Genomic DNA, 19,602 nt, shown 5'->3' on the forward strand with positions numbered 1-19,602 from the left:
AGCGGGTTCCCCACCGTCGCGCGTGACCCGGCGCGAACGGCTTGGGCGAAGTAGCCCGGCACGCGTTTCAGCGCACCGGGCGGGCACGGGATTACCCGTGCGGGTCACGACCATCCACTTTACGGGCTCGGAGACACCGCCCCGACCAAAAGGCGCGTCATCCCGCCCGAAAGTGGCGCCCGATCACAGGAAGGGCTTGACCTCAGCGGCGGCGTCAGCGCCGTAGGAGCGCTCCAGACGGCCCAGGAGGGACTCGGACGTGAGCTTGTACTCCTGCGGTCCGTCCGCCTCCAGGCAGTGGGCTGCGGTGGCGTTACCGACCTGGGCCGCGCGCTCCAGGGGGACCCCCCAGGAGTGGGCCGAGAGGAACCCGGCGCGGAAGGCGTCGCCCATACCGGTGGGATCGACGAGGTTGTCGACGGCGGCGGAGGGCACCTGGATGCTGGGCTCGCCCTCGCGGTCGATCCGGACGCCCTTGGCGCCCAGGGTGGTCACCCGGATACCCACCTTGCCCAGGATCTCGGCGTCCGACCAGCCGGTCTTCTGCTCGGCCAGGGCCTTCTCGTACTCGTTGGTGAAAAGGAAGGTCGCGTCCTCGATGAGGGTGCGCACCTCCGGGCCCTCCATGCGGGCGAGCTGCTGGGAGGGGTCGGCGGCGAAGGGGATGGAGCGCGAGCGGCACTCCTCGCTGTGCCGGACCATGGCCACCGGGTCGTCGGCGCCGATGAGGACGAGGTCGAGGCCGCCCACGCGGTCCGCGATCGGCCGGACCTCGATGTTGCGGGCCTCGGCCATCGCACCGGCGTAGAACGACGCGATCTGGTTCTGGTCCTTGTCCGTGGTGCAGATGAACCGGGCCGTATGGCGCAGTTCGGAGATGAGCACCGCGGAGGTGTCGACGCCGTGGCGGTCCAGCCAGGCGCGGTACTCCTCGAAGTCGGTCCCGGCCGCGCCGACCAGGATCGGGCTCAGTCCGAAGCCGGCGATACCGAAACAGATGTTGGCTGCGACGCCGCCGCGGCGCACATCCAGCTCGTCGATCAGGAAGGAGAGGGACAACTGCTGGATCTGGTCGGGGATGATCTGCTCGGCCAACCGACCGTCGAAGGTCATCAGGTGGTCGGTGGCGATGGATCCGGCAACCGCGATACGCACTGTACGTGAGCTCCTTGGTTGGGAAGAAGAATGCACTCGGGGGACGGGCTGGACATGTTGTGGGCGTAGTCGGCCACGCCGGGGGCGCGACCGATGGACCCGCCTAGGTTACCCAGGGGGCGACGGTCCTTAAAGGCCGGGCGGGCACGGATAGCGCACCGACACCGTCCTCAGGCCCGCGGAACCGGACACACTGAGGGGGAGGGCGGACGCTCTGCTGCGTCCACCCTCCCCCTGAGGGCACCGCCCCCGCCGGGGCGGCTATGCCTGGTCGAACGTGCCCGGCCGACCGTGGAGACCCCTAGTTGAAGGAGTCACCGCAGGCGCAGGAACCGGTGGCGTTGGGGTTGTCGATGGTGAACCCCTGCTTCTCGATCGTGTCCATGAAGTCGATGGTCGCGCCGATGAGGTAGGCGGCACTGCGGCGGTCGGTGACGACCTCGACCCCGTCGAAGTCGGCGATGACGTCGCCGTCCAGGTCGCGCTCGTCGAAGTAGAGCTGGTAACGCAGCCCCGAGCAACCACCGGGCTGGACACCCACGCGCAGGCGCAGGTCGTCCCGGCCCTCCTGCTCAAGGAGCGTCCGAACCTTGTCGGCCGCACCATCGGTGAGGATGACTCCCTGCGCGGTGGCCTCGCTCTGAACCGTCATGTTGTAAAGCTCCTCTTAAAAGGGGTTGCGGCCGTCTGGCGACCCCGGTCGCGTGCCGGATCGGCCCGCCGTGGCGGGTGTAGTCCTCTTCAACGGGTCCCAACGCCGGGAGCCCGCGCGGCATTCCACCTTGTGGCCGCTGTGTTCGCCCTGCCGCCGTGGCCACAGGATGTGGATGTGGCACCGGCGGCTCACGGGTGTACTCGCACCTCCAAGGGTAATTTGTCCCGGCCCCGGATGCCATCTCCGGTGTGCGCCGGAAGCGGAGAAAGACATCTGCCTCCTCGTCAGAGGCCCGGGGCACCGTAGACCGGGAACCAGCGGGACTTGTCCTTCTCCATCGGCAGATCGTCCCCGATCGCCGCCTCCACCTGTAGCTCCATTGCGTTGTCCCGGCCCTTGCCCCGAGGGGCGAACGGGTAGAAGGTGCCCCGCTTGTACAGGTAGACGAGGCCGACCGAGCGGCCCCCGCCGTCGGTGAAGCCCACGAGGGAGCACAGCAGGGAGGGACCGTAGCCGTTCACCTCCAGAGTCGAGTTGACTGCGTGCAGGTCGGTGACCAGGCCGGTGATGTCGGTATCCACCACCTCCCCGCCCGGTCCCGCAGGAATGTCTCCCCCACCGCTTTCGGCCCCGCCCCCGCGCACGACCAGCCAGGTGTAGCCGTAGTCATCGGTGGTCTGCTCGACCGGTGGGCCGTCACCGGCGTTCAGGAGCTCGGTGACGTCGCGCTCCACGTCGGCGAAGGCGGCGCCCTCTGAGGCCCGGAAGGCCACGGAGCCCGAACCCGTGGGTGAGATCCCCACCGCCGCGCGCAGGGTCAGGGCGGCCGAGGGCAGCCCGAAGAGCGCGTCCAGGTCGGGCTTGGCCGGCTTCGAACGTCCCAGTAGGGCGCGCCAGAAACTCATGCGGGTTCCCCTCACGGGTGGTCGGGACCGGTTCGAGGGCCTGCCGGGTCAGTTCCCGGTTCCGAGCTGGCGGGAGATGTCGGAGAGCTGTGACAGGCGCTGTTCGACCGGCGGGTGGGTGGCGATCAACTGGTTCATGCTGAAGCCCTTCTTCGCGAAGGCCGGCGCGAAGAAGAAGGCGTTGAACGGTTCGGCCTGGCGCAGGTCCCTGGTGGGGATACGGGCCATGTCCCCCGTGATCTTGGACAGCGCGCTGCCCAACATGGACGGGCGGCCGGTCAGGTAGGCGGCGGCGCGGTCCGCGGCGAGCTCCCGATAACGGGACAGGGCTCGGGTGAGCAGGAAGCTCAGGACCCAGGCGACGGCGCTGACCAGGACGACGAGGAGGGCGACGACCGCTGGGGCCGGGCCGTTGTTGCCGCCCCGGCTGCCGCCCGCGATCAGGGCGAAGCGCAGCCCGGCCTGGGTGAGGAACCCGGCGACGATCCCGAGGAAACCGGCGATGGTCATGACCATGACGTCGCGGTGGGCGATGTGTGAGAGCTCGTGGGCGACGACCGCCTCCAGCTCCGGGCCGTCCAAGCGGCGCATCAGGCCGGTGGTCACACAGATGACCGCCGACTTCTCGCTGTGCCCGGTGGCGAAGGCGTTGGGCACGTCGGAGTCGGCGATCCCCACGCGGGGCTTGCCCATGTCGGCCATGGCGCACAGGCGGTCGACCATCGCGTGCAGGTCCGGTGCCTGCTGCGGGGTCACCTCCTTGGCGCCCATCGCGAACATGGCGATCTTGTCGGAGGAGAAGTAGGAGAACAAGGCGAAGGCCCCGACGATGATCAGTACCAGCCAGATGTTGAGCCCGGCGAAGACCAGGCCGAACACGAAGGCGACGTAGACCAGGAACAGCAACACCATGGTCATGACCATCCGGGCTGTCAGCCCCCGGTCCGGACGGAACTTCGAACCTGCCACGCCGATCCCTCCCCTATGACTGTTTCGGAGTGTAGTTCGGGCAGGTGAGAAACGGGTTAAAGCGGGCCGCCGCGTGTTCTCCACACCCGGTGAGACGTGTCATAGACCGCACGCACACCGCGGCCGCCGTGACGTGGTCACGGCGGCCGCGGTGGAGAAAGCGCGCACGCAGGCACCGAACGTGGCTCGGACCGGTGGTCTCCCCAGCCCGGGGACACGCCTGGCTCGCGGACCCGCTTGGACGGCGGCGGGTCTCGCGGAGTCACCGCACCCGGGCCTAGCCCGGGATGAGTCCGTCGTCCTGGAGCATCTCGCGCACCTCTTCCATGCTGGCGTCAGCGTGCGGAAGGATGAACTGCGAGGGCTCCAGGGCGTCCGGAGGCAGCGGCTTGCTGTCCTCCCGCACCTTCTCCAGGAGGTCGTGCAAGGCCGTGCGGAACTTGGCCTCGTCATCCGCCTCGATCGCCGCCTCCAGGGCCGCGTCGAAGTCGTTGAGCAGGCCCAGGTCGGCGTCGGTGAGGTCAACCTGACCCTCACCCATGATGCGGACGATCACGAGCCCTCCCGGTTCCCGGCAGAGCCGTTCCCGCCCTCGATCTGCGGGGTGGCACCGCCGCCGTTGCCGCCTTCGAGCTCGAGCTTCATGCGCTCCAGCTCGGACTCGACACCGGTGGTGCTGGCCAACTGGTCGAGTTCGCTCTGGATGTCGTCCTTGGGGCCGCTGCCCGTGACGTCGTCCAGCGCGCCGGAGGCGAGGAGCTCGTCCACCGCACCGGCACGGGCCTGCATCTCGGAGGTCTTGTCCTCCGCGCGCTGCACGGCCATGCCCACGTCGCCCATCTCCTCGGAGATACCCGAGAAGGCCTCGCTGATCTGTGTCTGGGCCTGAGCGGCGGTGTAGGTCGCCTTGATGGTCTCCTTGCGCGTGCGGAAGGAATCAACCTTCGCTTGCAGGCGCTGGGCGGCCATCGTGAGCTTCTGCTCTTCACCCTGGAGGTTGGAGTGCTGTTCGCGCAGTCCCTCGATCTGGCTGGTGAGGCCGGAGCGACGGGTGAGGGCCTCACGGGCGAGGTCCTCACGGCCCTGGGTCAGGGCCGCCCGGCTCTGGGTCTCCAGTTTGCCGGACTGCTGCTCGAGCTGCTGGATCTGGAGCTCGACCCGCTTTCGGGAAGTCGCGACGTCGGCGACACCGCGACGGACCTTCTGCAGGAGTTCAAGCTGTTTCTGGTACGAGTAGTCGAGTGTTTCCCTAGGGTCCTCGACAGAGTCCAGGGCCTTGCTGGCCTTGGACTTGAAGATCATCGAAAGTCGCTGAAACACGCTCATCGGCGTGGCCGTCCCCTTCTCGGTGCGTACATCGGCTGTTCCCAGCGGGCGCTTTGCCCAACCCTACGCGGTCTGGCCCGCGGTCGCCATAAAGCTATGACCGGCTACCCTGAAGGTGTGTTCCGACGTCGCTCCGCTTCCGCAGCCCCGGATTCGAGCTCTGCCGAATCCGCCAGCCCTGAGGCCACTGAGGCCACCCAACCTAAGGGATATACCCCCAAGAAGGGTGTGCCCACCCCTAAGCGCAGGGAATCCGACAGCACCCCGCGCCGACCGGTGAAGGCCCCCGAGACCCGTAAGGAGGCTTACCGCGCCTACCGGAATCGTCTCGAACGTCAACGCGACAAGGGTGCCCGGCGTTCCGGTGCTCCCAAGGGCGACGAGAAATACTTCCGCCAGCAGGACCTCGGGCAGGCCCGCGCCTACGCCCGGGACTTCATCGACTCGCGTCGCAGCGCCAGCGAGTTCTTCCTGCCGTTCTCGATCCTCATCATCGCGCTGCTGTTCATCAACAACCCGACGTTCCAGGTCGCCGTCGCCTACGTGCTGTGGCCGCTGATGATGGTCACCATCGTCGCCGAGGGCATCATGGTCGGGCGCACGATCAAGCGTCGGGCCAGCGAGTACTTCCCCGACGACCCGGCGATCAAGGGCATCGGCATGTACGCCGCCATGCGCCAGCTGCAGTTCCGGCGCCTGCGCCTGCCCAAGCCCCGCGTGAAGGTCGGCGAGGACCCCACTCCCCGCGGCACACGCTGAACAGCCAGCCATCCCCAATATCCCCATTGTCCGTCACACGTGAGCAGGGCCGGTGTCCGCACCGGCCCTTCACTGTGTCTGGGGCACTGTGTCTGGGGCGGCCGCACCCCCTGACTGGGAGCGTTCCCACTCCCCTGGTGAACGGTCTCGGATTCCGCTGGTGCTGCCATTAGAGTGCTCAGCATGGACTTTCGGCATCTAGGCAACAGCGGTCTCATCATCAGCGAGATCGCCTACGGGAACTGGATCACCCACGGATCCCAGGTCGAGGAGGACACCGCCGCGGCCTGTGTGCGCGCCGCACTCGACGCGGGCATCACCACCTTCGACACCGCGGACGTCTACGCCCAGGGCAGGGCCGAGGAGGTCCTCGGCCGTGCGCTGAAGGGCGAGCGCCGGGACGGGCTGGAGATCTTCTCGAAGGTCTACTGGCCGATGGGCGAGGGCAGGAACGACAAGGGCCTGTCCCGCAAGCACATCATCCGCGGCGCGGAGGACTCCCTGCGCCGCCTGGGCACCGACTACCTGGACCTCTACCAGGCGCACCGCTTCGACTACACCACCCCGCTCGAGGAGACAATGCGGGCCTTCGAGGACCTGGTCCGCCAGGGCAAGGCCCTGTACATCGGTGTCTCCGAGTGGCGGGCCGAGGAGATCGAGCGCGCCCTCAAGATCGCGGACGAGATGGGCTTCGACCGGATCGTCTCCAGCCAGCCGCAGTACAACATGCTCTGGCGGGTCATCGAGTCCGAGGTCGTCCCCGTGTCCGAGCGCGAGGGCATCGGCCAGATCGTCTGGTCGCCGATCGCCGGCGGGATCCTCACCGGCAAGTACAAGCCGGGCCAGGAACTGCCCGCGGGTTCGCGTGCCAGCGACCCCAAGAGCGAGAAGTTCCTCGCCGACAAGGTCTCCGACCAGGCCCTCCTGGAGCGCGTGCAGCAGCTGGAGCCGCTCGCCGCCGAAGCGGGGCTGACCATGTCGCAGCTGGCCGTGGCCTGGGTCCTGCAGAACTCCAACGTGTCCTCGGCGATCATCGGCGCCTCCCGCCCGGAGCAGGTGGAGAGCAACGTCAAGGCCGCCGGCGTGAAGCTCGACTCCGCTCTGCTGGCCCGGATCGACGAGGTCCTCGGGGACAGCATCGAGCGCGACCCGTCGCTCACCAAGAGCCCGGAGAACATCCGCGGCTGACCACTCCCCGGTGGTTGGCCACATCCGGCCCCGGTGCCCGACGGCACCGGGGCCGCCGTGTGCGCTTCGCGCCCGACGGCATCGACTTCGAAGCCCATACTGAGGGGACCCAACCCATGGGGTCGTGCTTACGACGCCGACGAGGGCACCTCCACCACCGAATTCGACACGTGCGTGCCCGAGATCGCGGAGGAGAGCGGGAGCGACTGAGCGCCGCACCCTGGAGGCCGGGCACGGCGCTCATGGAAGCCTCTGGGGCCGGCTACTCGGGCGACAGGGACATCGTGTAGACCTCCCGCCCCTCCTCCAGCAAGGCGACGGTGCCCACGCCGCCCTCGACGAGCTCCTCCCAGTTCTCGCCGAGCCAGCTCTCGGCGTCGCCGCGCGACGTGAACGACTCGGTCGGCAATCCCTCCGCCCTCAGCTGGGCACCGTCCGCCTCGTGATACCGCCACGTCCACGCCATGTTCGACCGCCCTTCGTCGCCGTTGCACGGTGGGGGCCACCGCGATCCTGTGCTGAGCCTAACCAAGGCTTGGTCCGCGATGAGGTTAACTCTTTGGGGTGCGTATCCGATTCTTGGGAACGGCGGGGCACGCGGGCTGGCCAGCTCCGCAGTGCACCTGCTCTTCCTGCAACAAGGCCCACGCGGAACGCCGTCTGCCGTTGAGGGTGACCGTCGACGACCGTTTCCGTATCCGCGAGGCCGGCGCCGTAGGCCCGGTCCCACCCGGGTACACGGTGACCCCCACCCCGGACGGGATCCGGGTGGACGGCAGCGACGGCGGCCGCCTGCTCTACGCCCGGTCCGGCCCGGGGCCGCTGCCCGGCGGTCCTCCGGCCGAGGCCCGGCCCGGGGGTTCCTCCGGTTACTCCTCAGCGCCCCCACAGCAGGTGGACATGGTCATCGTCGACGCCGCGCAGCGCCCCGAGGTCATCGGGGAGCTCCGGCGTTCCGGCGTGATCGGGGTGACGACGGCCGTGGTCGCGGTGGGCGGGGACCACCGGATCAGGTCGCCCCAAGAGTTCGCCCGGCGGGCCCGCCTGTGGGGCGCTTTGGTGCCGGGGGACGGCAGTGAGATGTCCTGCCCGCCAGCGGTGTGGCCGGAGTCCCGGCCGCGCGGCCCGCACCGGACCCTGGTCACCGGAGGGGCGCGTTCGGGCAAGTCCACCGAGGCCGAACTGCGCCTGCTGGCGGAACCGAAGGTGGTCTACGCGGCCACCGGGCCGGTCGCCGACCCCGCCGTGGACCCGGAGTGGGCCGAGCGCGTCGCCCAGCACGTGCGGCGCAGACCCTGGTGGTGGCGGACCGAGCAGACCAAGGATCTCGCGGTACTGCTCAAGCGCACCAGGGGCGCGGTCCTGGTCGACTGCTTGGGAACGTGGCTGACCTGGGTCATGGGTGAGTGCGGCATGTGGGAGGAGCACCCTCCCGAGGACGCGGAGGAACGGGTGGAGGCCGCCGTCCACGACCTCTTGGAGGCCTGGCGCTCATCCCAGGCCTACATCGTGGCGGTCACCAACGAAGTGGGGTCCGGCGTGGTGCCGCCGACCCGCGCGGGCCGGGTCTTCCGCGACCAGCTGGGCCTGCTCAACCAGTGGGTGGGCGCCGAGTCCGAGGACGTGGTGCTGGCCGCGGCCGGGCGCGTTGTGGAGCTTCCGTGAGCGGATCTGACGCCGTCGCCGGTGCGCGCATGGCGGTGGGCACGTTCACGGTCTGGCCGGTGCGCGTGGAGCGGGTGGACCGTCCGGTCTCCGGTTGGGCGATGTGCTGGGCGCCGGTGCTGGGGGCCGTTCTCGGCGCGGCCACCGGTGCGGTCACCGTGCTGGGCGTCTGGGCGGGCTGGTCGGCCCCGCTGGCGGCACTGCTCGCGGTCGGCCTCGGCGCTCTGCTCACCCGAGGGCTGCACCTGGACGGCCTGGCCGACCTGGCCGACGGCCTGGGAAGCGGCCGCGCAGCCGAGGGCGCGTTGGAGGTCATGCGTCGCTCCGACATCGGGCCCTTCGGGGTTCTGACCTTGGTGGTGGCGGTCGGCGCCCAGGTGCTGGCGCTGGGGCAGCTCGCCGAAGCCTCGCCCTGGGCCGCCCTGGCCGGCGCGGTGGTGGCGGGCTCGGCCGGACGGCTGGCGGTGACCCTGGCGTGCACGCCCCGCGTGCCCTCTGCCCGACCGGAGGGTCTGGGGTCTGCGGTCGCGGGGACGGTGCGCCCCGGGTCCGCCGCGGTGTGCGCGTTCGGGGTCCTGGCGCTGTGCGCGCTCGGGCTGGCCCACTCCCCCGGGTTCGCGGCCGCCTGCGCGCTCGGGGCTGTCCTCGGGCAGGTGGCCGCTGGCTTCCTGCTCCGGCGCACGGTGCGGCGGTTGGGCGGCATCACCGGGGATGTCCTGGGCGCCCTGGTGGAGACGGCCGCCACGACCGCCCTGCTGGTAACGGCAGCGGCGATCGCGTGGCTGTAAAGCCTGGGAGCGGGGCCGGCACCAGAGCCGGAACCGCGGCCGGAACCGGGCCGCGCCTTCCCCACCAGGGCATACTTACTGACCAGTAGCCATTCCGGTCGCCCAATGTCGGCATCATCACATTTTTTCACACGGAGTTTCACGCCGCCGCCCCACGGGCAGGCGCGTCTCCGCGCCGCCAAGCGCGTAAGACACCCCCCGAAAGGGACCAGGGGGCCCACACCGTGCGGGCGGAACCGGACCCGCGGGGGGAGTCGCCCCACAGCCCCCCAGGGCGCAGAGCGCCGCGTCAGAGCCTTGCAAGGCACGGGGTGCCGCGTCACCGCAGGGGGCACAGGAGGGCTAGCATCGAGAGCGTGAGCACGACGTTGTCAGTAAACACGGAGTCCCCCAGTTCGCTCGACGCCGACGCGGTAGTCGTCGGTTACCACTCCGGAGGCGACGCCCCGGAGCCCGCATCGGGCGCTCATTCCGTCGACGCCGCCTTCACCGGCGGCCTCGGCTCTACCCTGTCGCTCCTGGGAGCGAGCGGCGCCCCTGAGGAGGTGCACACCATTGCCTCCCTCGGAGCCGTCAAGGCCCCGGTCGTCGTCGCGGTCGGCCTCGGCCCGGCGCCCACCGACGGCCCCGTCGACTCCGATGTCCTGTCCCGCGCGGCCGGCGCCGCGCTGCGTTCCCTGAGCTCGCGCCCCGAGGGCGCGGGCCGTGTCGTGCTGGCGCTGCCCGCGACCACCGCCGACCAGGCCGGCGCCGTGGCCCTGGGCGCCGAGCTCGGCACCTACGACTTCGACCGTTACCGCACCGGCGAGAAGGCCAAGAAGAAGGCGGCCAAGAGCGCCGCGGTCTCGCTGACCGTGGCCAGCGAGGCCACCGGCGCAGACGACGCCGTGGAGCGCGCCTCCGTCCTCGCCGAAGCAGTCTCCTTCACGCGCGACCTCGTCAACACCGCCCCGGCCGACCTGGTCCCCGAGGACCTGGCCAACGCGGCCCAGGAGATCGCCCTGCAGGCCGAGCTGGAGATCGAGGTCCTGGACGAGCGCGCCCTGTCCGAGGGCGGCTACGGCGGCCTGACCGGGGTCGGCCAGGGATCGGCCAACCCGCCCCGCCTGGTCCGGCTGTCCTACAGCCACCCGGAGGCCACCAAGAAGGTCGCCTTCGTCGGCAAGGGCATCACGTTCGACTCGGGCGGCCTCTCCCTCAAGCCTTCGGGCGGCATGGAGTGGATGAAGTCCGACATGAGCGGTGCGGCCTCCGTGCTCGCCGCCATGCGCGCCATCTCCACCCTGGGCCTGAAGGTCAACGCCGTCGGTTACCTGACGGTGGCCGAGAACATGCCCAGCGGCACCGCCCAGCGGCCCTCCGACGTCCTGAGCATCTACGGCGGCAAGACCGTCGAGGTCCTCAACACCGACGCCGAGGGCCGCCTGGTCATGGCCGACGGCCTCGTCCGCGCCCACGAGGACGAGCCGGACCTGATCGTGGACATCGCCACGCTGACGGGTGCCCAGCTCGTCGCGCTGGGCACCCGCGTGTTCGCGGTCATGTCCAACGACGACTCCGTGCGCGACGAGATCGTCGCCGCGTCCGGTGCCGAGAACGAGGCCTCCTGGCCCATGCCGCTCCCGTCGGAGCTGCGCGCCGGCCTCAACTCCTCGGTCGCCGACATCGCCAACGTGGCGGGCGAGCGCTGGGGTGGGATGCTCTCCGCGGGCATCTTCCTCCAGGAGTTCATCGAGGAGGGCACCAAGTGGGCCCACCTCGACATCGCCGGGCCGTCCTTCAACCACGGTGGCCCGCACGGTCACACCCCCAAGGGCGGCACGGGTGCGGGAACCCGCACCCTCGTCCGCATCGCCGAGGACTACGCCCGTAAGCAGTAGTTCGGAAGGGCGGGGCGGTACTCCTCTGAGCCGGAGCGCCGCCCCGCTCCCCGGCAGCCGCGGTCTGATACGACACGCCGCCCCGGCGGCAGGACCACGGTCTTCCACCACCATCACCAGCCACCACAACTAGGAGTTCGTTCCCGTGAGTGAGAGCGGCGGCACCTTCGACCTCGTCGTCCTTGGCGGCGGCAGCGGCGGCTACGCGGCGGCACTGCGCGCCGCCGAGCTGGACATGAGCGTCGTCCTGATCGAGAAAGACAAGCTCGGCGGCACCTGCCTGCACCGCGGCTGCATCCCCACCAAGGCCCTCCTGCACTCGGCCGAGGTCGCCGACTCCACCAAGGAGAGCGAGAACTTCGGCGTCAAGGCCACCTTCGAGGGCATCGACATCGAGGCCGTGCACAAGTACAAGGACAAGGTGGTCAACGGCCTGTACAAGGGCCTGAGCGGACTGATCAAGTCCCGCAAGATCACCGTCGTCGAGGGTGAGGGCAAGCTCACCGGCAAGGACGAGGTCACGGTCGACGGCAAGGTCTACAAGGGCAAGAACGTCCTTCTGGCCACCGGTTCCAAGCCGAAGACCCTCGGCCTGGAGATCGACGGCGACAAGGTCATGACCAGTGACCAGGCCATGGACCTGGACCGCGTCCCCGAGTCCGTCATCGTCCTGGGCGGCGGCGTGATCGGCGTGGAGTTCGCCAGCGTGTGGCGTTCCTACGGTGCCGAGGTCACCGTCGTCGAGGCCCTCAAGAACCTGGTCCCCGTCGAGGAGGAGTCGAGCTCCAAGCTGCTGGAGCGGGCCTTCCGCAAGCGCAAGATCAAGTCCGAGCTGGGCACCCCGTTCGAGTCGGTCAAGACCACCGACTCGGGTGTGGTCGTCACGCTCCAGGGCGGCAAGACCCTGGAGGCCGAGGTCCTGCTGGTCGCCATCGGCCGCGGCCCGGTCTCCGAGGGCCTCGGTTACGAGGAGCAGGGTGTCACCCTCGACCGCGGCTTCGTCCAGGTCGACGAGAACCTGCACACCGGTGTGGGCAACGTCTACGCGGTCGGCGACCTCATCCCGACCCTCCAGCTCGCCCACGTCGGCTTCGCCGAGGGCATCTTCGTCGCCGAGCACATCGCCGGGCAGAACCCGCCCGCGATCGACTACGACGGTGTACCCCGCGTCACGTACTGTGAGCCTGAGGTCGCCTCCGTCGGTCTCACCACCAAGGTGGCCAAGGAGCGCGGCCACGACGTCGTCGAGATGAACTACAACCTGGCGGGCAACGGCAAGAGCCAGATCCTCCAGACGCAGGGCGCGGTCAAGGTCATCGCCGAGAAGGACGGCCCCGTGCTGGGCGTCCACATGGTCGGCAGCCGTGTCGGCGAGCTGATCGCCGAAGGCCAGCTGATCTACAACTGGGAGGCGTTGCCCTCCGAGGTGGCCCAGCTGATCCACCCGCACCCGAGCCAGTCGGAGGCACTGGGCGAGGCCCACCTCGCGCTTGCGGGCAAGCCTCTGCACGTCCACGACTGACCGCTTCACCCGGGGGCGGGCCTCACGGCCCGCCCCCGCACACATCCGCGCTGCCCGTCCAGGCCATGGGCAGATACCGCGCCCATATCCAACGAGGAACCCATGCCGACTTCCGTTTCCATGCCCGCCCTGGGTGAGAGCGTCACCGAAGGGACCGTCACCCAGTGGCTGAAGAACGTGGGCGACACCGTCGAGGTAGACGAGCCGCTCCTTGAGGTCTCCACCGACAAGGTGGACACAGAGATCCCGTCCCCGGTGGCCGGTGTACTCACCAAGATCCTCGTCGACGAAGACGACACCGTGGAGATCGGCGCGGAGATCGCGGTCATCGGCGGCGAGGGCGACAGCGCCGACGACGACGCACCCGCGCCCGCGCAGGCCGAGGAGCCCGAGGCGGCCGCGCCCGCGCAGGCCGAGGAGCCGGAGCCCGCCCCGGCCGAGCAACCCGCCGCCGAGCCCGAACCCGCCGCCCCTGCTTCCGGCAGCGCGGAATCCGACGGCTCCGGCACCCCCGTCGCCATCCCCGCCCTGGGTGAGAGCGTCACCGAAGGGACCGTCACCCAGTGGCTGAAGAACGTGGGCGACACCGTCGAGGAGGACGAGCCGCTCCTTGAGGTCTCCACCGACAAGGTGGACACAGAGATCCCGTCCCCGGTGGCCGGTGTACTCACCAAGATCCTCGTCGACGAAGACGAAACGGTCGAAATCGGCACCGAGATCGCCATCATCGGCGGGGCCTCCGGTTCCGCCCCTGCCGCCTCCGCGCCCGAGCCCAAGAGCGAGCCCGAGCCCGAGGCCAAGCCCGAACCCGAGAGCGAGCCCGAGCCCGCCCCGGCAGCCCAGTCCGCACCTGCTCCCGCCGCACGTGAGCAGGACGCTGGCAGCCCGTCGGTGGACGTCGAGACGCTCAGCGGGACCGGGCAGGCCTCCGGGACCGACGCCGTGTCCGAGGCCTACGTGACGCCGCTGGTCCGCAAGCTCGCCAACGAGCACGGTGTCGACCTCAGCCGTGTCTCCGGGACCGGTGTGGGCGGCCGCGTCCGCAAGCAGGACGTGCTCAAGGCCGCCGAGTCCCAGCGCTCGCAGGCGGACGCGTCGGCCACCGCGAGCAAGCCCGCCTCGGACGCGTCGCTGCGCGGCCGGACCGAGAAGCTGAGCCGCCTGCGCAAGTCCATCGCGGACCGCATGGTCGAGTCGCTGCGCATCTCCGCCACGACCACCCAGGTCATCGAGGTGGACGTCCATAAGATCGCGCGCCTGCGCGACCAGGTCGGCGACGACTTCGCCAAGCGCGAGGGCGTGGCCCTGGGCTTCTTCCCGTTCTTCGCCGCGGCCACCGTAGAGGCGCTCAAGGCCCACCCGAAGGTCAACGCGGTGATCAACGCCGCCGACCAGACGGTGACCTACCACGACGTCGAGAACCTGGCCGTTTCCGTGGACACCGAGCGCGGTCTACTTGCCCCCGTGGTGAAGAACGCCGGTGCCCTGAAGCTCGGTGAACTGGCACGGAGCCTCACCGATCTGACTGAGCGCGCCCACACGGGCAAGCTCGGTCCGGACGAGCTGGGCGGCGGCACGTTCTCGATCTCCGAGACGGGCCACACCGGTGCGCTGTTCGGTACGCCGATCATCAACCAGCCGCAGGTCGCGATCCTGGAGACCGGCACGGTCGTCAAGCGTCCGGTCGTCGTCGACGACGAGGCCGTGGGCGGCGAGGTCATCGCCGTGCGCTCCATGGTCTACCTGTCGATGGCGCACGACCACCGCCTGATCGACAGCGCCGACGCCGGCCGCTTCCTCCAGACGGTGAAGGAGCGCCTGGAGGAGGGCGACTTCGAGAAGGAGCTCGGTCTGTCCTGACTCCAGGTCTGTTCTCCGCCGCCCGGGCCGGGTACCGTCTGACGGTGCCCGGCCCGGGCCGTGCGGTGTGCCAGCGCTTGTCGGCGTGACAACGCTTGCACCACCGCAAGTTGACCTCAATCTAACTTGAGGTCTTAGTGTGGAAGGGTCAGCCAGGGCGAAGCGCAGAGGACCCACATGCAGCAAGAGAACGTTCGGATCGCGGTCGTGCTGGGCGGCAACACCACCGGCCGCACCGGTCCCGTCGTCTCCGCCTGGTTCCTGGACCGGATCGCGGGCCGCGAGGGCCTCGGCATCGATGTGCTGGACGTGGCGGAGCTCGACCTCGGCGACGGGCACGGCACCCCGCTGGACGCGTTCTCGACCGCGGTGGACGCCGCCGACGGGTTCGTCGTGGTGACGCCGGAGTACAACCACGGCTACCCCGGACCGCTGAAGAGCTCCATCGACTCGGCGCGCAAGGAGTGGTTCGCCAAGCCGGTCTCGTTCGTCTCCTACGGCGGCATGTCCGGCGGCCTCCGGGCGGTGGAGCAACTGCGCGCGGTCTTCGCCGAACTCCATGCCACGACCGTGCGGACCTCGGTCAGCCTGCACAACGCGCAGCACATGTTCGACGCGGGCGGCGCGCCTGTGGAGGACCTCCGGGGCGCGGAGGACGCGGTCGGCGAGATGCTGGATCAGCTGGTGTGGTGGTCCCTGTCCCTGCGCGAGGCCCGCGCCCGCCGCCCCTACCCCGGCTAAGACGCGTTCGGTGGATGCTGCCCCACGACGATGGACGGGGCGGCGCCTGAACGGCACCGCCCCGTCTTTCTACCCCACCAATCACCATCCCCTGATGATCCCCATCATCAAAGGCCTGTGGACTGGACGGCGCCTGCCAGCCCGACAGAGCGTCGCCCACGGTAGCTCCGCGCTGACGCGGAGTTCCATGTCCCACTCTCAACTTAGGAGACTCGGGCACTCCCCGCAGTCCTTTCGCCGAAAAAGCCGAAGAAATCTTGCCGCTCCGGCTTTTTCCGCGCCCGACGGCCCCGATCGCGGTCCCGGTCGCGGTCCCGAACGGGCGGAACGGGTAGGACACCCTCCATGAGAGTGGCGATCACGGGCGCGACCGGCCTGATCGGAGGGGCACTGACCGCGTCCCTCCTCGACGACGGGCACACGGTGGTGCACCTCGTGCGTCGACCTCCCCAGAACGGGAGGTCGACCCGTCTGGAGGAAGCCGAGTGGCGCCCCGAGCAGGGGAGGGTGGACACCGTCGCCCTGCACAGGACCGACGCCGTGGTCCACTTGGCTGGCGCCCCGATCGGCCCCGGCCTGTGGACCCGCCACCGGCGTACCGTCATCAGGCGCAGCCGGGTGCGCGGCACCCGGACCCTCTCCCAGGTCCTGGCGGGGATGCCCTCGCCCCCTCCCCGCCTCCTCAGCGCCTCGGGGATGCACTTCTACGGGGACACGGCCGACACGGTGGCCACGGAGGAGAGCCCGCCCGGCAAAGGGTTCCTGGCGGAGGTGTGCCAGGACTGGGAGGAGGCCACCCGGCCCGCCGAGGAGGCAGGGCTGTCCGTGGCCCACCTGCGCTCGGCCGTAGTGCTCGCCCGTTCCGGCGGCATGCTCCGGCCCTTGCTGCCGCTGTACCGGTTCGGCTTCGGCGGCCGCTTGGGGTCGGGCACCCAGTACATGACCTGGATATCGCTGGCCGACCAGGTCGGAGCGATCCGTTTCCTGCTGGAGCGGCCGGAGATCACCGGACCGGTGAACCTGTGCGCACCCGAGCCGGTGAGCAACACCGCATTCACCCAAGCGCTGGGGCGCACCCTGGGTCGTCCGACGATCCTTCCTGTCCCGGCGACGGCGATGCGCGCGGTACTGGGGGACTTCGCCGAGGAGACCGCACTCATCAACCTGCGAGCGCGGCCGAAACGCCTCGAGGAAGCCGGGTATTCCTTCCTTCTGCCGACGGTGGACAGTGCGCTATCCGACATCCTGGTCCGACCCGGACCCCGTACCGGGGCGTAAGGTGGTGGTGTGAGTGATCTCGTTTACGCATGGCTGGGCGACACCCCCGTCCCGTACCACCAGGGCTGGGATCTCCAGAAGCGGCTCCACCAGAGCCGCGTCGCCGATGAGGTGGCAGACACCGTCCTCTTCCTGGAGCACGAACCCGTGTACACGGCGGGCAAGCGCACCGGGAGGTGGGATCGTCCGATCACCGACCCTGGTGCTCCCGTCGTGGATATCGACAGGGGCGGCAAGATCACCTGGCACGGGCCGGGCCAGCTCACGGTGTACCCCATCGTCAAGCTGTCCGACCCCATCGACGTGATCGCCTTCGTCCGCATGCAGGAGGAGGCCATCATCCGCACCCTCGCGGAGTACGGCCTGACCGGCCTGCGCGTCGAGGGCCGCACCGGGGTCTGGCTGGCCGCCGACCCCGAACGCGGACTGATCGAGCGCAAGATCGCCGCGATCGGCTGCCGCGTAGCACGCGGGGTCGGTATGCACGGCCTCGCCGTGAACTGCGACAATGACATGTCGTGGTTCGACCGGATCGTCCCCTGCGGGATCTCCGACGCGGGGGTCACCTCGCTCACCAACGAGCTGGGGCGCACCGTCACCGTCTCCGACGTGCGACCGCGCCTCGAACGGCATCTGGCCGACGTCCTCGGCGCGGCGGAGTACAGCCACACCGACGGCACCGGGATGCTTCCCGAGGCCACCGCGCGTGGATGAAAGACCACACCATGAGCCAGTCCCCATCGGGACGTGCAGCCCCCACAAGGGGCGCGAGGGTCCCCGTCAAGGGGTACAGAAGGGAACGGGTTCGCGTTGACCATCGCTCCTGAGGGCCGCAAGCTGCTGCGCGTGGAGGCGCGCAACAGCGAGACCCCCATCGAGAGAAAGCCGCCGTGGATCAAGATCAAGGCGCACATGGGGCCGGAGTACACAGAGCTCCAGTCCTTGGTCAAGAGTGAGGGCCTGCACACGGTCTGCCAGGAGGCGGGCTGCCCCAACATCTACGAGTGCTGGGAGGACCGCGAGGCCACCTTCCTCATCGGTGGTGACCAGTGCACGCGGCGCTGCGACTTCTGCCAGATCGCCACGGGCAAGCCCTCTCCCCTGGACCAGCTGGAGCCGACCAAGGTCGCCACCTCGGTCCAGAAGATGGAGCTGCGCTACGCCACCGTCACCGGTGTGGCCCGGGACGATCTCGAGGACGGCGGGGCCTGGCTCTACGCCGAGACGGTCCGCAAGATCCACGAGCTCAACCCCGGCACAGGGGTCGAGCTGCTCATCCCGGACTTCAACGCCGACCCCGACCAGCTGGCCGAGGTCTTCGGTTCGCGTCCCGAGGTCCTCGCGCACAACGTGGAGACCGTGCCTCGGATCTTCAAGCGGATCCGTCCGGCCTTCCGCTACGAGCGCTCCCTGGACGTCATCACCCAGGCCCGTGCGGACGGCCTGGTCACCAAGTCGAACCTGATCCTGGGCATGGGCGAGACCCGCGAAGAGATCAGCGAGGCGATGCGCGACCTGCACGAGGCCGGTTGCGACCTGCTGACCATCACCCAGTACCTGCGCCCGTCCAAGCTGCACCACCCGATCGACCGCTGGGTGAAGCCGCAGGAGTTCGCGGATCTGGGCAAGGAGGCCGAGGAGATCGGCTTCGCCGGGGTCATGTCCGGCCCGCTGGTGCGTTCGTCGTACCGCGCCGGGACCCTGTACAAGCAAGCCCGTGAGAAGCGTGACGCCGAGGTAGCGGCCGCCGCGAACAACGCATAACGTCTGATTCATCCGAGTCGTGATCAAGCTGGAACGGTGGCCCGCGGGCCACCGTTCCGCATCTCGGTGTCCGGGCGCATATCCTGGTGTACTGAGGCGCCCAGCTTGTGGCGTCGTTAGGCGCCGCACAGGTCGACCGCGAAGAGGAGGCAAGGCAGCACAGGGATCTCCTTCCCCACCGATCCGATCGGTGTGCGCTGCCTGAAAGCACGATGGCGAAGAAGTCCGACAACACGACCGCCGGTAAGGGTGGCGAGAAGCAGCCGGGCCGGTTGAAGCAGATCGGCATGGTCGCCAAGGTCGTCAACAAGCAGAGCCCGCGCACGATCCCGATCGCGATCACCGTCGCGGTGCTGATCTTCGCCGTATTCGTCGGCATCGGCATCTGGACCGGTTCCTGGATCATCTGGCCGCTGACCGGTCTGCCGCTCGCGTTCCTGGTCGGTTTCATCATGTTCACCCGCTCTGCCCAGAAGGTGCAGTACCAGATGCTCGACGGGCGTCTGGGCGCCGGCATGGCGATCCTGGAGAACATGCGCGGCAACTGGGTGGTCGAGCCCGGCGTGGCCGCGAACAAGCAGATGGACGTCGTCCACCGCGTGGTCGGCCGTCCGGGTGTCGTCCTGGTCGGCGAGGGCGACCCGGGCCGGCTCAAGGGCCTGATCGCGGGCGAGAAGAAGCGCGTGGCCCGCGTCGCGAACGACACTCCCATCTACGACTTCAAGGTCGGCAACGGCGAGAACCAGGTTCCGGTCTCCAAGCTGCAGCGGACGCTGGTCAAGCTTCCTCGCAACCTGGACAAGTCCGGCACGGCCGAGCTGAACTACCGGCTCAAGGCGCTGCCCGCATCGATGCAGATGCCCAAGGGCCCCATGCCGAAGGGCGCCAAGCTGCCCAAGGGCATGCGCGGCAACCAGGCGGGCTGACACCGGCCCTCTCCACGGACCCTGACGGGGCCGTCTCACCCTCGTGGTGCGGCGGCCCCGTTTCATGCGTACTCAAAGGTCCCTTGTCGCCCTCAAAGGTCCCTCGCGTGGCTGATGAGGTCTCAGGGCTGGCAGTCCAGATGCGGCGGACGTTGGCCGGGACGAAGGTGTCACTGGGGTCGAGTCTGGCGAGCACCCTGCTCGCTAGGTAGCGGACCGCG

General features: G+C 69.4%; 19 protein-coding genes. 12 read left to right on the top strand and 7 right to left on the bottom strand.

Translation table 11 applies throughout. The features are described 5' to 3' along the window. Window positions 1–183: 183 nt before the first annotated feature. From ACYVDG_RS04275 to ACYVDG_RS04300, 6 genes are all read right to left on the bottom strand, one after another. Entirely contained in the window at window positions 184–1,155 is a 972-nt protein-coding gene (locus ACYVDG_RS04275) for a carbohydrate kinase family protein (protein WP_460746967.1), read from the bottom strand. Between the two features lie 301 nt (window positions 1,156–1,456). Beyond that, entirely contained in the window at window positions 1,457–1,807 is a 351-nt protein-coding gene (locus ACYVDG_RS04280) for a HesB/IscA family protein (RefSeq protein ID WP_460746968.1), read from the bottom strand. 287 nt (window positions 1,808–2,094) lie between these two features. Next, complete coding sequence (gene pspAB, locus ACYVDG_RS04285; protein ID WP_460746969.1) at window positions 2,095–2,715, bottom strand: PspA-associated protein PspAB; 621 nt, start codon at window positions 2,713–2,715, stop codon at window positions 2,095–2,097. Between the two features lie 48 nt (window positions 2,716–2,763). Then, window positions 2,764–3,684: a zinc metalloprotease HtpX gene (gene htpX, locus ACYVDG_RS04290; protein WP_460746970.1), complete on the bottom strand. Its 921-nt coding sequence runs from the start codon at window positions 3,682–3,684 to the stop codon at window positions 2,764–2,766. A 277-nt stretch (window positions 3,685–3,961) separates the two neighbouring features. Further along, entirely contained in the window at window positions 3,962–4,240 is a 279-nt protein-coding gene (pspAA, locus tag ACYVDG_RS04295) for a PspA-associated protein PspAA (protein WP_460746971.1), read from the bottom strand. Continuing rightward, window positions 4,237–5,010, bottom strand: coding sequence for a PspA/IM30 family protein (locus ACYVDG_RS04300; protein ID WP_460746972.1), 774 nt, complete (start codon window positions 5,008–5,010; stop codon window positions 4,237–4,239). Before ACYVDG_RS04300 ends, pspAA begins: the two co-directional genes overlap by 4 nt. Before the next feature lie 96 nt (window positions 5,011–5,106). Here ACYVDG_RS04300 and ACYVDG_RS04305 point away from each other — a divergent pair, with 96 nt between their 5' ends. Both ACYVDG_RS04305 and ACYVDG_RS04310 read left to right on the top strand, forming a co-directional pair. Further along, window positions 5,107–5,769, top strand: a complete 663-nt coding sequence (locus ACYVDG_RS04305; protein ID WP_460746973.1) for a DUF3043 domain-containing protein — start codon at window positions 5,107–5,109, stop codon at window positions 5,767–5,769. Between the two features lie 183 nt (window positions 5,770–5,952). Further along, window positions 5,953–6,957, top strand: a complete 1,005-nt coding sequence (locus ACYVDG_RS04310) for an aldo/keto reductase family protein (protein ID WP_460746975.1) — start codon at window positions 5,953–5,955, stop codon at window positions 6,955–6,957. A 262-nt stretch (window positions 6,958–7,219) separates the two neighbouring features. On the opposite strand, the gene ACYVDG_RS04315 is transcribed toward ACYVDG_RS04310, so the two are convergent. After that, on the bottom strand, window positions 7,220–7,423 hold the full coding sequence (locus ACYVDG_RS04315; protein ID WP_460746976.1) for a hypothetical protein: 204 nt from the start codon (window positions 7,421–7,423) through the stop codon (window positions 7,220–7,222). Between the two features lie 206 nt (window positions 7,424–7,629). On the opposite strand from ACYVDG_RS04315, the gene ACYVDG_RS04320 reads away from it, so the two are divergent. The 10 genes from ACYVDG_RS04320 to ACYVDG_RS04365 all read left to right on the top strand — a co-directional run bounded on the left by ACYVDG_RS04320 (window position 7,630) and on the right by ACYVDG_RS04365 (window position 19,381). After that, window positions 7,630–8,622, top strand: a complete 993-nt coding sequence (locus ACYVDG_RS04320) for a bifunctional adenosylcobinamide kinase/adenosylcobinamide-phosphate guanylyltransferase (protein WP_460747005.1) — start codon at window positions 7,630–7,632, stop codon at window positions 8,620–8,622. Beyond that, window positions 8,619–9,410, top strand: coding sequence for an adenosylcobinamide-GDP ribazoletransferase (locus ACYVDG_RS04325; protein WP_460746977.1), 792 nt, complete (start codon window positions 8,619–8,621; stop codon window positions 9,408–9,410). Before ACYVDG_RS04320 ends, ACYVDG_RS04325 begins: the two co-directional genes overlap by 4 nt. 356 nt (window positions 9,411–9,766) lie before the next feature. Continuing rightward, on the top strand, window positions 9,767–11,290 hold the full coding sequence (locus ACYVDG_RS04330; RefSeq protein WP_460746979.1) for a leucyl aminopeptidase: 1,524 nt from the start codon (window positions 9,767–9,769) through the stop codon (window positions 11,288–11,290). 145 nt (window positions 11,291–11,435) lie between these two features. Then, window positions 11,436–12,812 carry a dihydrolipoyl dehydrogenase gene (gene lpdA, locus ACYVDG_RS04335; RefSeq protein WP_460746981.1) on the top strand — a complete coding sequence of 459 codons (1,377 nt, stop codon included), beginning with the start codon at window positions 11,436–11,438 and terminating at the stop codon, window positions 12,810–12,812. A 102-nt stretch (window positions 12,813–12,914) separates the two neighbouring features. Further along, complete coding sequence (gene sucB / locus ACYVDG_RS04340; protein WP_460746983.1) at window positions 12,915–14,672, top strand: 2-oxoglutarate dehydrogenase, E2 component, dihydrolipoamide succinyltransferase; 1,758 nt, start codon at window positions 12,915–12,917, stop codon at window positions 14,670–14,672. Window positions 14,673–14,849: 177 nt separating this feature from the next. Further along, a complete protein-coding gene (locus ACYVDG_RS04345; RefSeq protein ID WP_460746984.1) occupies window positions 14,850–15,413 on the top strand; it encodes an NADPH-dependent FMN reductase in 564 nt (187 codons plus the stop codon). 345 nt (window positions 15,414–15,758) lie between these two features. Then, window positions 15,759–16,691: a TIGR01777 family oxidoreductase gene (locus tag ACYVDG_RS04350; RefSeq protein ID WP_460746985.1), complete on the top strand. Its 933-nt coding sequence runs from the start codon at window positions 15,759–15,761 to the stop codon at window positions 16,689–16,691. 9 nt (window positions 16,692–16,700) lie between these two features. Continuing rightward, complete coding sequence (gene lipB, locus ACYVDG_RS04355; protein ID WP_460746986.1) at window positions 16,701–17,405, top strand: lipoyl(octanoyl) transferase LipB; 705 nt, start codon at window positions 16,701–16,703, stop codon at window positions 17,403–17,405. A gap of 96 nt (window positions 17,406–17,501) precedes the next feature. Next, window positions 17,502–18,455, top strand: a complete 954-nt coding sequence (lipA, locus tag ACYVDG_RS04360) for a lipoyl synthase (RefSeq protein ID WP_460746987.1) — start codon at window positions 17,502–17,504, stop codon at window positions 18,453–18,455. Between the two features lie 212 nt (window positions 18,456–18,667). Then, window positions 18,668–19,381 carry a DUF4191 domain-containing protein gene (locus ACYVDG_RS04365; RefSeq protein WP_460746988.1) on the top strand — a complete coding sequence of 238 codons (714 nt, stop codon included), beginning with the start codon at window positions 18,668–18,670 and terminating at the stop codon, window positions 19,379–19,381. Window positions 19,382–19,602 lie beyond the last annotated feature (221 nt).

This window comes from Nocardiopsis oceani (assembly GCF_054777395.1).